We start from the raw sequence: 13527 nt of genomic DNA, 5'->3' as shown, positions 1-13527 counted from the left end.
ATGGGGCCATGTTCTCGACCTGGGATTCGCTGCTCAAGAAGCTGATGGCCGTGCTGGCTGTCACCTGCTTCCTCGGATGGCTCTTCAAGGCGCATTGCCTCGGCGGCGGCTGGACCGGGCTCGAGCAATATACCACCGGCTGCTACAGCGACGCCGTTCCCTTCTGGACGGCGCGGGGCCTGGCGAACGGCGCGGTTCCCTATCTCACCGGGCGGATGGAATATCCAGTGCTCACCGGCATCCTGATCGCGGTGGAGGCGGTGCTGGCGCGGCCGTTCACGGCCGGGACCGAAGAGGGGCCGTTCCTGGCGATGACCGCGCTGGGCAACGCCATGCTGGCGGCGGTGGTGATGTGGCATCTGTGGCGCGCGGGGATGGAGCCGCGGCGGCTGTGGGCCTGGGCCTGCGCGCCGGCGCTGATCCTCTATGTCGGGCATAATTGGGACATGCTGGCGGTCACCTTCGCGGTAACGGCGATGCTGGCGGCGCGCGACGGGCGGCTGGCCAAGGGCGCGGCGCTGGGCGGTCTGGGGCTGGCGGCGAAGCTCTATCCGGTGCTGCTGTTGCCGCTGATCGGGCTGCAGGCGCTGGCCAACGGGGCCGATTGGCCGGACCGCATCCGGCGCGGCGTGATCGTTACCGCGTCGGCGGTGGGCGCCTGGGCGGCGGTGAATCTGCCGGTGGCGCTGATCAGCTATGAGAATTGGAGCGAATTCTACCGCTTCTCCAGCGAACGTTCGGGCACGGCGGCGTCGATCTGGGAGATCACCGGCATGCTCGGGATCTGGTCTACGGATATCCCCCAGCGCAACCTCTATTCCGCGATGCTGCTGGTGCTGGGCTTCGCCGCGATCGTCGGGTTCGGCTGGCGGCGGCACCAGGCGCATCTGTGGGTGCTGTTCGGGCCGGTGCTGGCGTGGTTCCTGCTGGTCAACAAGGTCTATTCGCCGCAGTTCGACCTGTGGCTCTATCCGGTGCTGCTGATGACGGCGCCGCGGCTGCGCCCGGTCGCGCTGTTCGCGGTGGCTGGGATCGCCTGCTATTTCGCCGAATTCTGGTGGTTTGCGGGCAATGAGGGCGGCTGGCCTGCCACCACACCCACGCATATCGCGATCGCCGCCGGGGTGCGCGGCGCGGCGATGCTGTGGATCATCGCCGACGCGATACGCCTGCCGCCACCCGCCTGGATCGCGGCGCCGAAGCGCGAGGTGTTGTTCGACGCCGACAAAGAGGATGTTCCCGCCGCCGCCTGAACCGGCGCGGCGGGGCTATCGGGCGGCAGAAGCAACCCCGGTCAGGGGAGCGGCAGGTTCGCCTCTTCCTTCTTGCGCGCCTTGCGGTCGGCCTTCCAGTTCTTCACGTCCTGACGGTAACAGCCGGTGCCGCCGCCCGCGCCGGTGGCCGAACAGCTTCCGGTGCCGCTCCCCCCGGCTTCCAGCGTGCCTTCCTGGCGGACGGCCCAGCTCTGGTTGTCGCGCGGGATCTCGGTGTCGGTGCGCAGTTCCTTGGGGATGCGATAGCGGTCCGCCTCCGGCGCGCGGACGCAGATCTCGCCCTCCGGGCAGGGGTCGTTGCCATAGACCAGCCGTACGCCGTTGACCGGCGCGTTCTGCGCGGCCGCGGAGCCGGACCACAGCGCCGGTACCGCGATGGCCGCGGCCACCAATGCCATCCGAAGCGCCTTGTCGCTCAGCATCTCGTTCTCCTCCTCGGCTCCGGCCCGCCAACGCGCGAGACCGGGTGCCGTTTCCGCCTGATTATATTCGTTTCGCCAGCGCGATAGCAGCCCGGCAGCCCGCACGTATCAATCCGGACATGAACGGATACCCAATCGCCTGCTCGGCACCGGCGGCGATCGCGGCGTCGCGATGCTCGATCTCCTCGGCGCGGAACTCGGCCACGGCGGCGCCCAGCTCGGGATCGCCGTCGCCCAGACGGTCGAGCTGCTCGGCATAGTGGCGGTCGATCTCGGTCTCCACGGCGGCGGTGCAGGCCATGGCGGCGCGCGGGCCGATCGCGGCGGTAACCGCGCCCAGCGCGAAGCCCGCCACGTTCCAGAAGGGCTGGAGCGCGGTCGGCCGCACGCCGCGGCGGGCCATCATCGCGTCGAAGAACTTGCGGTGGCGCTCCTCCTGCGCCGCCATGCCGGCGATCGTGCGCGCGGCGGGCGATCGATCGCCCATCACCGCGAGCTGGCCGGCATAGATGCGCGTCGCGCCATATTCGCCGGCCTGATCGACGCGGATCATCGAATCGGCCGCCGGACGCGGATCGCCGGGTTTCCAGCCGCCCATCACCGCCCCTTGCGCAGCGCCAGCACGAACACCGCGGCCGCGCCCGCCAGCGAGATCATCGCGTTGAACCCCGCCAGCGAGATGCCCCACAGCGTCCATTGCGGCGCATCGCACCGCACCAGCGGCCCGCGCGAGATCGCGTTGATCAGGTCCATGCCGCTCTGCCCCTTGCCGGCCGCGGCGGTGCAGGGGGTGATGCCCTGCCACCAGTGATATTCGACGCCGGCGTGGAACACGCCGATCGCGCCACTGACCGCCACCAAAGCGCCGGCCAGCAGCACCAGCGGCAACACCGCATGGCGCGGCTTTACCGCGAAAGAGGCCGCCGCCACCACGATCGCGGCGTAATGCGGCCAGCGCTGCCAATGGCACATCTCGCACGGATAGAGCCCGCCGATATACTGGGAGCCCAGCGCCCCCGCCATCAGCCCGAGCGGAACGAGCAGCGCGATCCAGCGCGCCCTGGCAAGCCCATCGGCAGGCATCGGCTATCCTCCCTGCCTTACGGCGCCTTGGCGGCCGTGGCGCGCGTGCCGCCGCCCAGCCGGGCGATCGTTTCCAGCGCATAGTGGAGCTGGAAATCCTCGATGCCCTTCTTCTTCAGGTCCTCCGCGGACATGCTGAAGCGCGGATCGGGCTTGCCGTCCTCCTCCAGCACGCCGTCCTCCACCTTCGCCTGGTTGACCAGGTGGCGGCGCAGGTCGGCCTCGCGCAGCACCGGACGGCTCTTGTAATCCGGATCGGAGATCTGCGGCACGGCGATGTCGGGCTTGATGCCGCCCTCCTGCACCGAATGGCCCGACGGCGTATAGTAGCGCGCCGTGGTGAGCCGCAGCGCCGCGCGCGGGCCCATCTGCAGGATCGACTGCACCGATCCCTTGCCGAAACTGCGCTCGCCCATCACGATCGCGCGATGGTGGTCCTGCAGCGCGCCGGCCACGATCTCGGACGCGGAAGCGGTGCCGGCGTCCACCAGCACGATCACCGGCAGCCCGCGCGCCATGTCGCCGGGCACCATCCGCTCGGCGAAATAACGCTGGATGTCGCTCTTCTCGCGCCCGCGCTGCGACACGATCTCGCCGTGGCTCAGGAACACGTCGGACACGCCGATCGCCTCGCTCAACAGGCCGCCACCGTTCTGGCGCAGGTCGACGACATAGCCCAGCGGCTTGCGGCCCAGCTTCTTCTCGATCGCCAGGATCGCATCGCGCGTGTCCTGCGTGGTCGAAGCGTTGAAGGTGTTGATGTTGATATAGCCCACGTCGCCGCGGACCTCCCACTTCACCGGGCGCTGGACGATCGTCTCGCGCGTCAGGGTGAACTGGAGCGGCTTGTCGGCGCCGGGGCGGACGATGGTCAGCGCGATCTTGGTGCCGGGGGCGCCGCGCATCTGCTCGATCGCCTCGTCCAGGCTGCCGCCGACGATGAACTTGCCGTCCAGATGGGTGATATAGTCGCCGGACTTGATGCCCGCGCGCGCGGCGGGGGTATCCTCGGTCGGCGCGACGACCTTCACCGCGCCATCCTCCATCGTCACCACCAGGCCCAGCCCGCCATAGCTGCCGTCGGTCTGGATCTTCAGATTGTCGAACTCCAGCCCGTCGGCATAGCTCGAATGCGGGTCGAGCGCGGCGAGCATGCCCTGGATCGCGCCTTCGACCAGCGTCTTGTCGTCGACCTTGTCGACATAATCGGTCTTCACGCGATTGAAGACCTCCATGAAGGTCTCGAGCTCGCGATAGCTGCTGCTGTCGACACCCGCCATGGCGCTGGTGGCGGCGGGGATCAGCGCCAGAGCGCTGACGGCGGCGGTTACCTGAAGAAACGGACGGAGCATTCGGCAACTTTCCGGTTGGGATACGCGCAACATAGGCGCGGAATTGCTAAGAACGAATAGCGGCTTTTCCACGGCGGGCAAAATCGGGACAGCGCCTGCTACGGGACATCAATCGAGTAGCCGGGTGATGTCCATCGGGCGGCCGCGGCGGCGCAGCTCCACGGTGATGCGCGGCTGTTCGGCCTGGGGTACGCGGCCGATGGCGGCGCCCTGGGCCACGGTGTCGCCCCGGCGCACGGAGATCGCGTCGAGCCCGGTGACCAGCGTGGTCCAGCCGTTGCCGTGATCGACGATCACCACGCCGCCATAGTCGCGGAAACGCTGGGCATAGATCACGCGGCCGCCCGCGGGCGCCACCGCCTCCGCGCCTGCGGCCGCGGCCAGCGTCAGCCCGCGAGCGCGCACCCCGGTGGGCGAAAGCTCGCCCATGCCGGTGACGAGTTGCCCCGCGACCGGCAGGCGATAGGGCGGGGTGCGTTTGGCCATCACACCGGCCGCCGCCTCGCCCGGCGCCGGCGGTCGCGGCAGCGGGCCGGGCAGCGCCTGCAGGTCGCCCTGCACCTCGGCCGCCTCGCCCATCGTCTCAAGCTGTTCGACGATGTCGCGCGCCTGCTCGCCCAGCGCCATCGCGCGATCGGATTCGGTCATCGCGTTGCGGTCCAGCTCGGCGGAGCGGGCACGGTGCTCGGCCTCCAGCCGGACGAGCGCGATGCGCTCCGCCTCGATCCGGCCGCGTGCCTCGCGTAGCGCGGCGACGGCGGCTCCCGCATCGGCGCGCAGCTTGCGCACGCGCTCCAGCTCGGCGCGCACATCGGCGGTGCGCTTCTCCACCACCGGCATCACCGTGCCCAGCACGGCGCGGACATGCACCATGTCCTCGGTCGATCCCGGCTGCACCAGCGCCAGTGCGGAGGGGCGCCGCGCCATGGATTGCAGCGCCGCGATCAGCCGCAGGATCGGCCCCTGCTGCTCGGCCACGCGCGTGCGCTGGCGGGCGAGCATCTGATCGACGATGGCGATGCGCGCGCGGGCCGCCAGGATATCGGCCTCGGCGGCCTTGATCCGCTCGGCGGCGGCGGCCTCCTGCGCGCGCGCCTGGGCGGCCTGGTCGCGCTCGCCGGCCGCCTGTTGCTCCAGTGCCTTGGATTGCGCCTGGGCGGCCTGTGATCGCTCGGTCGCGCGCTTCAGCCGGTCCTGCTGCTCGGAAAGGCTCGGCACCTGCGCGCGCACCAGCGGGCCGGCCGCGAGGATCGCGATCAGCATGGCGGCGGCGATCGGGCGGCGGTGCCTCATCGCCTCAGCCTTCGCGATGATAGGGGTGGTTGGCAAGGATCGAGGTGGCCCGCCAGAGCTGCTCGGCCAGCATCGCGCGCGCCATCAGGTGCGGCCAGGTGGCGCGGCCGAACGACAGCAGCAGGTCCGCCTGGCCGCGCTGGGTGTCGTCGAACCCGTCGGCCGCGCCGATCAGGAAGCGCGCCTCACGCACGCCGTCGTCGCGCCATGCGCCCAGCCGCCCGGCCAGCACGCGCGACGGCAGGTTCTCGCCCGTTTCGTCGAGCATCACGATGCGGGTGCCGTTTTCGGCGGGCGGGATGCGCCCGCCCTGATCGGGCAGCTCGGTGACCTTCGCCGGCCACGATAGGCGCTTGAGGTAACGGTCGACCAGCTCGGCCTCCGGCCCGCGTCCGATCTTGCCGCGCGCGACGATGTGGAGAAGCATGGCGCTGGGGGACCGCGGCGCCGGGGTCAGGCCTGGCCGGCCGGATCCCCGAACGCCCACATGCGCTCCAGGTTGTAGAAGCTGCGCACTTCGGGCCGGAACAGGTGGACGATCACGTCGCCCGCGTCGATCAGCACCCAGTCCGCCGTCGGCAGTCCCTCGACGCGCGCCGAACGGCCGAACTCGGCCTTGATCTTCTCGGCCAGCTTGTTCGCCATCGACGCGACCTGGCGGGTCGAGCGGCCGGACGCGACGACCATATAGTCCGCGATGCTGCTCTTGCCCGCGAGCGGGATCGATACGGTCTCGAGCGCCTGATCGTCGTCGAGCGAATCGAGCACGAGCTTGTGCAACGCCTCGACGCCTTCGGCGCCGGACGATCGAACGACATTGGGGGATGTGGCCAAGGTGACTCCTAGGGGTTCGACGCGGTCGTGCGGGAACTTCGCAATGGCCGGTATTGCCGGTGCCAGGCAGGATCGGCGGCGCGAATGCGGGTCGCCGAAGTCGGATCGGGTTGGAAGCGCAACAGCACGAGGGCCGGCAAACTCCAGTTCGTCCAGTTCTTCGCCTGGCCTGCGGGCCGCACGAAGCGCCGCAGCCAACCCATCGCAGGGCTTGCGTGGGCAGCGCCATCATACCCCGGACGCGCCACCACCGCAATCGCAACATGACGGGCGATTCCGCGCCAGTCGCGCCATTTGTGGAATTGGGCCAGATTGTCCGCCCCCATCAGCCAGATGAAGCGGCGCCGGGGATAGCGGCGGGCAAGCGCGCGGACCGTATCGACGGTGTAGCGGGTGCCCAGCCGCGCCTCGATCGCGGTGGCGCGGATCGGCGCGCGGCGGGCCATCGCCCGCGCCGACGCCAGCCGCGCGTGCAGCGGCGCCATCCCCTCCACCGGCTTCAGCGGATTGCCCGGCGAAACCAGCCACCACACCTCGTCCAGCCCCAGCGCGCGCGCGGCATGCAGCGATATGCCGCGATGCCCCGCATGCGCCGGATTGAACGATCCGCCGAGCAGCCCGGTGCGGGTCATCCGCCGATCAGCCGCGCGCCCGGCCGGGCTTGCGATAGTCGGACTGGCGCTCGATCATCCAGCCCGGATATTCGGGCGGCAGCGCGGTGGCGGCGTTCAGCGCGGCCAGTTCCTCCGGCGTCAGCGCGATGTCCGCGGCGGCAAGATTGTCGGCAAGCTGGTCCGCGCGGGTGGCGCCCACGATCACGCTGGTCACCGCGCGCTGATGGAGCAGCCAGGCGATCGCGACCTGCGCCAGCGATGCGCCGTGCGCCGCCGCCACCGGCTCCATCGCGTCGAGCGCGGCGTCGAGCCGGGCGGTGTCCACGGGCGGGAAGTGGAAATCCTTGCGGCGGCCCTCGGCACCTTCCTTGCGGAACTTGCCGCTCAACAGGCCGCCCGCCAGCGGGCTCCACACCATCAGGCCAACGCCTTCCGAAGCCATCATCGGCACCAGCTCGCGCTCCAGGTCGCGGCCGGCGATGGTGTAATAGGCCTGCAGGCTGTCGAACCGCGCCAGCCCCTGCGCGGCGGAGATGCCCAGCGCCTTGGCGATCTGCCACGCTGCCCAGTTGGATACGCCGATGTAGCGGACATGCCCCTGGCGGACGAGATCGTCGAGCGCGCGCAGCGTCTCGTCGATCGGGGTCACCGGGTCCCAGCCGTGGATCTGGTAAAGGTCGATATGGTCGGTGCCCAGCCGCTTCAGGCTCGCCTTGGCCTGGTCCATGATGTGCCCGCGCGAGGTGCCGGCCATGTTCGGGCCTTCGCCCATCGGCCCCATCACCTTGGTGGCGATCACCACCTCGTCGCGCGCGATCCCCAGGTTCTTCAGCGACTGGCCGGTGATCTCCTCGGAGAGCCCGCGTGAATAGACGTTGGCGGTGTCGATGAAGTTCACGCCCGCGTCGATCGTCGCGCGCATCAGCGCATCGGCATCGTCCTGCTGGAGCGATCCGACCACCTTGAACATCCCGGCGCCGCCGAAGGTCATGGTGCCGAGGCAGAGCTCGGAGACGAACAGGCCGGTGCGGCCAAGCTGGTTGTATCGCATATGGGTGTCCTCCCCGGTCCCGGCGTCAGCGCGGGATGGTGCGCCGCGGGGCCGCGGCACGCCAGCGAGATGGCGTGCCCGCGCCGATCTTCAAGGGCGCGCCTGGCCCGTGCCGCGCACCACCCATTTGTAGGTGGTCAGTCCTTCCAGCGCCACGGGGCCGCGCGCGTGAAGGCGGCCGGTGGAGATGCCGATCTCCGCGCCCAGGCCGAATTCGCCGCCGTCCGCGAACTGGGTGGAGGCGTTCCACATCACGATCGCGCTGTCCACGCCCGCCAGGAAGCGTTCGGCCACCGCCGCGTCCCCGGTGACGATCGCGTCGGTATGGTGCGATCCGTGCGCGGCGATGTGCGCCATCGCTTCGGCCGGGCCGTCGACCAGCTTCACCGACAGGATCGAATCGAGATATTCGGTGTCCCAGTCCTCGGCCGTGGCGGGATTGGCGCGCGGCTCGATCGCCTGCACCTCGGCGTCGCCGCGCAGCTCGCATCCGGCATCGGCCAGCGCCTTCAGCACCGGGGCGGGATCGGCGAAGCCGCGGTCGATCAGCAGCGTCTCGGTCGCGCCGCAGATGCCGGTGCGGCGCATCTTGGCGTTCAGCGCCAGCGCGCGCGCCATCTCGGGATCGGCGGCGGCGTGGATATAGGTGTGGTTGAGCCCGTCCAGATGCGCCAGCACGGGCACCCGCGCCTCGGCCTGCACGCGCGCGACCAGGCTCTTGCCGCCGCGCGGCACGATCATGTCGATCGCGCCCTCGGCCGTGAGCATCGCGCCCACTGCGGCGCGATCGGCGATCGGCACGAGCTGGATCGCATCGGCGGGGGCGCCCGCCGCCTCCAGCCCGCGGGCGAGCGCGGCGTGGATCGCGCGGTTGCTGCGGATCGCTTCCGATCCGCCGCGCAGGATCGCGGCGTTGCCCGACATGAAGCACAGCGCGCCCGCATCGGCGGTCACGTTCGGGCGGCTTTCGTAGATGATGCCGATCACGCCGATCGGCACGCGCACGCGCGTCAGCACCAGCCCGTTGGGCCGCTCGACGCGCTCGATCACCTGGCCCACCGGATCGGCGAGGCGGGCGACCGCCTCCACGCCTGCGGCCATCGCCTCGATCCGTCCGGCGTCGAGCCGCAGCCGGTCCAGCATCGCGCCCGACAGGCCGTTGGCGGCGCCGGCGGCCATGTCCTCGGCGTTGGCGGCCTCGATCGCGGCGGCGTCGGCGCGGATCGCGGCGGCGGCGGATGCCAGCGCGCGCGCCTTCTCCGCGCCCGGCATCGCCGCCAGCAGCACGGCGGCGGCGCGTGCGCGCGCGCCCATTCCGGCGATCAGCGAGGCGGCGTCGATTCCAGACATGCCCGGCCCGCTAGCACGCGCGCCCGCAAGCTGATAGTCCGAAGCGCATGGGGGAAATCGACGCCGCGGGCGATATCGTCACCGGAGCGCTGCTCGGCCGCGCCATGGAGCCGCATGCCGGCGAAGGCGCGGAGGGCGGCCATGGCGGCACCTGCCTCAACTGCGGTACGGCGCTGATCGGCCCGCACTGCCACCAGTGCGGCCAGACCGCGCACATCCACCGCTCGCTGGGCGCGATCGGGCACGATATCCTGCACGGCGTCGTCCATTTCGAGGGCAAGCTGTGGCACACGCTGCCGCTGCTCGCCTTTCGCCCCGGCAAGCTGACGCGGCGCTATATCGAGGGCGAGCGGGCGCGCTTCGTGTCGCCGATCGCGCTGTTCCTCTTCTCGATCTTCACGCTGTTCGCGGTCTTCTCGCTGCTGGGCGTCGCGCCGCAATCGTTCAAGACCACGCCGATGACGCCCGAAAAAGCCGCCGAGACGCGGGCGAAGCTGGTCGAATCGCGGCAGAAGGCGGTGGCCGAGCGCGCGCGCGTGACCCCGGGCAGCGGCCCGGCCAAGGCGCTGGACGGAACGATCGCCGGGCTGGACGATGCGATCGCACGGGCGGATGCGGGCAAGCCGGTGATGGGGCCGGTCGCCACCGATCTGGATATCGAGACCGGCTGGGAACGGCTGGACCATGGCATCAAGAAGGCGATCGAGAACCCGTCGCTGGCAAGCTACAAGCTCCAGTCGAACAGCTACAAGCTGTCCTGGGCGCTGATCCCGCTGTCGCTGCCCTTCCTGTGGCTGGCCTTCGCCTGGCGCCGCGAATTCGGGCTGTACGATCACGCGATCTTCGTCACCTATTCGATCGCGTTCATGTCGCTGCTGTTCATCGCGGTGACGCTGCTGTCGGCCGCCGGGCTGCCGGGCGGGCCGCTCAATGCCGCGGTGGCGGTCGCGGTGCCGCTGCACATCTACAGCCAGTTGCGCGACGCCTATCGCCTCAGCAGGCTGGGCGCGGTGCTGCGCACGATCTACCTGCTGGCGTCCGGGGTGATCGTGCTGATCGTCTTCCTGGCGGGCGTACTCGCGCTGGGGCTGCTCGGATAGCATGCCGCGAGGCCGGGCGGGCTCTCACTCCCGCTCCCGAATGAGGCGGACGCGGCCGGTCCGCATCCCGGCCCGCCCCTTGCCGGGGAGGACCGGGAAGCCGGCTCAGGCGCCCTGCGGCGCGGGGTTGCCGAACGGCCCCTTGCGGCGGCGCGTCTTGGGGATCGAGGTGCCGGCGGCCGGCGCGGGCGTGTGCAGCCCGGTCGAATCCTCGCGGCCGATGTCGCCGCTGGTCACCAGCCGCTTGATCTCGTCGCCGCTCAGCGTCTCATATTCCAGCAGCGCCTCCGCCAGCAGGTGCAGCTTGTCGAGCTGTTCGGTCAGCACGTCGCGCGCGCGGGTCAGCCCGCTTTCGACGAGGCGCTTGATCTCCTTGTCGATCACCTGGGCGGTGCGGTTCGACATCGGCGCGTTGCGCAGCCCGGCCTGCCCCAGATAGCTGTCGTCGGCATAGGTCAGCTCGAGCGGGCCGATCGTGTCGGACATGCCCCACATCGTCACCATCGCCCGCGCCAGCCGCGTCGCGCTCTGGATGTCGCCGGAAGCGCCGGAGGACACCTTGTCATAGCCGAAGATCAGCTCCTCGGCCACGCGCCCGCCCATGGATACCGCCAGGTTCGCGTGCATCTTGTCGCGGTGATAGCTGTAGGAATCGCGTTCCGGCAGGCGCATCACCATGCCCAGTGCGCGGCCGCGCGGGATGATCGTGGCCTTGTGGATCGGATCGGATGCCGGCTCGTGCAGCGCGACGATGGCATGGCCCGCCTCGTGATAGGCGGTCATCCGCTTCTCGTCCTCGGTCATCACCATGGATCGCCGTTCGGCGCCCATCATCACCTTGTCCTTGGCCTCCTCGAACTCGCTCATCGCGACGAGGCGCTTGCCCCGGCGCGCGGCCAGCAGCGCCGCCTCGTTGACCAGGTTCGCCAGGTCCGCGCCGGAAAAGCCGGGCGTGCCGCGCGCGATCACGCGCGGGTCCACGTCGGGCGCCAGCGGCACCTTGCGCATATGGACCTGCAGGATCTTCACGCGGCCCTCGATATCCGGCGTCGGCACGACGACCTGGCGATCGAAACGGCCGGGACGCAGCAGCGCGGGATCGAGCACGTCGGGCCGGTTGGTGGCCGCGATGATGATGATGCCCTCGTTCGCCTCGAAACCGTCCATCTCCACCAGGAGCTGGTTCAGCGTCTGCTCGCGCTCGTCGTTCTGGTTGCCCAGGCCCGCGCCGCGGCTGCGGCCCACCGCGTCGATCTCGTCGATGAAGACGATGCAGGGCGCGCTCTTCTTCGCCTGTTCGAACATGTCGCGCACGCGGCTCGCGCCCACGCCCACGAACATCTCGACGAAGTCGGAGCCGGAGATGGTGAAGAAAGGCACGCCCGCCTCACCCGCGATCGCGCGGGCGAGCAGCGTCTTGCCGGTGCCGGGCGATCCGACCAGCAACGCGCCCTTCGGAATCTTGCCGCCCAGCCGGGCGAACTTGGTCGGGTCCTTCAGGAACTCGACGATTTCCTGCAGCTCCTCGCGCGCCTCGTCGATGCCGGCGACATCGTCGAAGGTGACCTTGCCCTCCTTCTGCGTCAGCAGCCGGGCGCGGCTCTTGCCGAAGCCCATCGCGCCCGAACCGGAATTCTTCTGCATCTGGCGCAGCACGAAGAAGGCGATGCCCAGGAACAGCAGGAACGGCAGCGACTGATATAGGAGATAGACCCAGACGGACGGCGTCTCCTCCGCGCGCGCGGTGATCACGACGTTCTTTTCCTGCAGCTTGTTCACGAGCTGTGGATCGCCGGGATTGTTGGTGCGGAACTTGGTATCGTCCGCCAGCGTGCCGGTGATCGGGCCGGAGCCGGGGGTAACCGCGGCGTCCTTCACCTGGCCGGACTCGAGCTTGTCGAGGAATTCCGAATAGGCGATCGATCCGCCCGACGCCTGCGTGCCGGGGCCTTCGAACAGCGTCACGAACAGCGCGAGCGCCGCCAGGATGCCCACCCAGATCAGCAGGCTCTTCAGCCAGGGATTGCCGCCGCCGTTGTCGGGGCCGTTCTGCCGGTCGTTGTCGCTCATTCGGAATCGGTACCTTTCACCAGCGCCCAAGATAGGGAGGCGCCGGTTAATGGCAATGGAACATCGCCGGGAATGAATCGATCAGGGTGATCGGCGCGGCGGCGCGGGGCGGAAATGCCATGATCCGCGGCGGGCCGATGCCTGCACCCCGGCCTGGGTCGCGCCGCGCCCCGCCTCCAGCGCGTCGAGCAGCGGCTCGATGTTCGCGGCGTCGTTCCATTCGCCCTCCGCATCGGGCGCAGCGGCACGGACATGGCCGATCGCGTTGCGGACCAGGCGGCGGAGCAGCTCGCGCGGCAGATCGCGCGGATCGAGCGTCACGGCCGCACCTTCGATCGCGGCGCGATCGTCCCACAGCATGTCCACCGCCGCGATCAGCGCGCGTTCCGCCTCGGCCAGGTGCGCGGCGCAGCGGGCGATGTTGCCCACGTCCAGCCAGCGGTTCGCCTCCAGCATCCGGCGGAAGCGGGTGCGATCGAAGCTGTCGTCGGCGTTGCTGGGATCATGGACGAAGGGCAGGTCGCAATCCTCGGCGATCGCGCGCAGCTCGTCGCGGCGCCAGTTCAGCAGCGGGCGGACCAGCAGCATCGCCGCGCCGCAGCCCGCCATATGCTCGCGCCGCTCACGGATCGCGGCCAGCCCGGGCAGGCCCGATCCGCGCGCGGCGCGCATCAGCAGCGTCTCCGCCTGGTCGTCGGCATGGTGCGCGGTGGCCAGCGCGGCGGCGCCTTCGTCGCCGGCCCAGGCGAACAGCGCGGCATAGCGCGCCTCGCGCGCGCGGGCCTGGACGCTGGCGCCCGCGGGCGGGCTTTCCAGCGTCAGCGTGCGGTGGGGGATGGCGGCGGCGGCGCAATGGCTGGCGACCATCGCCGCCTCCATCGCCGCCGCGGGGCGCAGCCCATGGTCCACGGTGGCGGCGATCACGCCGCCGGGTAGCGCGGCATGCGCCAGCGCCAGCATCGCCATGCTGTCCGGCCCGCCCGACACCGCGAGCGCGATCCGCGCGTCCTCCGCGGGGACCCCGAGGGCGGCCTCGAGATCCTGGCGGAAGCGGGCGGTCAGCCCCGGGCCGGGCGTTGCCACC

At 70.4% G+C, this 13527-nt stretch carries 14 protein-coding genes; 2 read left to right on the top strand and 12 right to left on the bottom strand.

The features are described 5' to 3' along the window. Positions 1 to 8 precede the first annotated feature (8 nt). Positions 9 to 1253 (top strand): hypothetical protein, encoded by a 1245-nt coding sequence (locus tag OM513_RS01235; RefSeq protein WP_264942327.1) that lies wholly within the window; start codon positions 9 to 11, stop codon positions 1251 to 1253. Between the two features lie 41 nt (positions 1254 to 1294). On the opposite strand, the gene OM513_RS01230 is transcribed toward OM513_RS01235, so the two are convergent. From OM513_RS01230 to OM513_RS01185, 10 genes are all read right to left on the bottom strand, one after another. After that, positions 1295 to 1696, bottom strand: a complete 402-nt coding sequence (locus OM513_RS01230) for a hypothetical protein (protein ID WP_264942326.1) — start codon at positions 1694 to 1696, stop codon at positions 1295 to 1297. Between the two features lie 61 nt (positions 1697 to 1757). After that, the gene (locus OM513_RS01225; RefSeq protein WP_264942325.1) at positions 1758 to 2294 is read right to left on the bottom strand and encodes a demethoxyubiquinone hydroxylase family protein; all 537 of its coding nucleotides are present in this window, start codon (positions 2292 to 2294) and stop codon (positions 1758 to 1760) included. Next, complete coding sequence (locus tag OM513_RS01220) at positions 2294 to 2779, bottom strand: disulfide bond formation protein B (RefSeq protein WP_264942324.1); 486 nt, start codon at positions 2777 to 2779, stop codon at positions 2294 to 2296. Before OM513_RS01220 ends, OM513_RS01225 begins: the two co-directional genes overlap by 1 nt. 17 nt (positions 2780 to 2796) lie before the next feature. Then, positions 2797 to 4131, bottom strand: coding sequence for a S41 family peptidase (locus OM513_RS01215; protein ID WP_264942323.1), 1335 nt, complete (start codon positions 4129 to 4131; stop codon positions 2797 to 2799). 108 nt (positions 4132 to 4239) lie between these two features. Beyond that, a complete protein-coding gene (locus OM513_RS01210) occupies positions 4240 to 5424 on the bottom strand; it encodes a murein hydrolase activator EnvC family protein (protein ID WP_264942322.1) in 1185 nt (394 codons plus the stop codon). A gap of 4 nt (positions 5425 to 5428) precedes the next feature. Continuing rightward, positions 5429 to 5851, bottom strand: a complete 423-nt coding sequence (locus OM513_RS01205; RefSeq protein ID WP_264942321.1) for a 23S rRNA (pseudouridine(1915)-N(3))-methyltransferase RlmH — start codon at positions 5849 to 5851, stop codon at positions 5429 to 5431. A gap of 26 nt (positions 5852 to 5877) precedes the next feature. Continuing rightward, entirely contained in the window at positions 5878 to 6258 is a 381-nt protein-coding gene (gene rsfS / locus OM513_RS01200) for a ribosome silencing factor (RefSeq protein WP_264942320.1), read from the bottom strand. An 8-nt stretch (positions 6259 to 6266) separates the two neighbouring features. Beyond that, a complete protein-coding gene (locus OM513_RS01195; RefSeq protein WP_264942319.1) occupies positions 6267 to 6890 on the bottom strand; it encodes a nicotinate-nucleotide adenylyltransferase in 624 nt (207 codons plus the stop codon). Between the two features lie 7 nt (positions 6891 to 6897). Continuing rightward, a complete protein-coding gene (locus tag OM513_RS01190) occupies positions 6898 to 7923 on the bottom strand; it encodes an aldo/keto reductase (protein ID WP_264942318.1) in 1026 nt (341 codons plus the stop codon). Between the two features lie 90 nt (positions 7924 to 8013). Then, positions 8014 to 9273, bottom strand: coding sequence for a glutamate-5-semialdehyde dehydrogenase (locus OM513_RS01185; RefSeq protein WP_264942317.1), 1260 nt, complete (start codon positions 9271 to 9273; stop codon positions 8014 to 8016). Between the two features lie 47 nt (positions 9274 to 9320). Here OM513_RS01185 and OM513_RS01180 point away from each other — a divergent pair, with 47 nt between their 5' ends. Continuing rightward, complete coding sequence (locus OM513_RS01180; RefSeq protein ID WP_264942316.1) at positions 9321 to 10373, top strand: DUF3667 domain-containing protein; 1053 nt, start codon at positions 9321 to 9323, stop codon at positions 10371 to 10373. Positions 10374 to 10478: 105 nt separating this feature from the next. Here the strand turns inward: OM513_RS01180 and ftsH are convergent, their stop codons facing one another. Both ftsH and tilS read right to left on the bottom strand, forming a co-directional pair. Further along, positions 10479 to 12443, bottom strand: a complete 1965-nt coding sequence (ftsH, locus tag OM513_RS01175) for an ATP-dependent zinc metalloprotease FtsH (RefSeq protein ID WP_264942315.1) — start codon at positions 12441 to 12443, stop codon at positions 10479 to 10481. A gap of 81 nt (positions 12444 to 12524) precedes the next feature. Next, positions 12525 to 13526, bottom strand: a complete 1002-nt coding sequence (tilS, locus tag OM513_RS01170) for a tRNA lysidine(34) synthetase TilS (RefSeq protein WP_264942314.1) — start codon at positions 13524 to 13526, stop codon at positions 12525 to 12527. Between the last annotated feature and the right edge of the window lies 1 nt (position 13527).

The sequence above is a fragment of the Sphingomonas canadensis genome (genome assembly GCF_026013525.1).
In the GTDB taxonomy this organism is placed as follows: Bacteria; Pseudomonadota; Alphaproteobacteria; order Sphingomonadales; family Sphingomonadaceae; genus Sphingomonas; species Sphingomonas canadensis.
The sequence above is the reverse complement of the archived record's forward strand: the minus strand, read 5'-3'. Positions and strand labels throughout refer to the sequence as shown.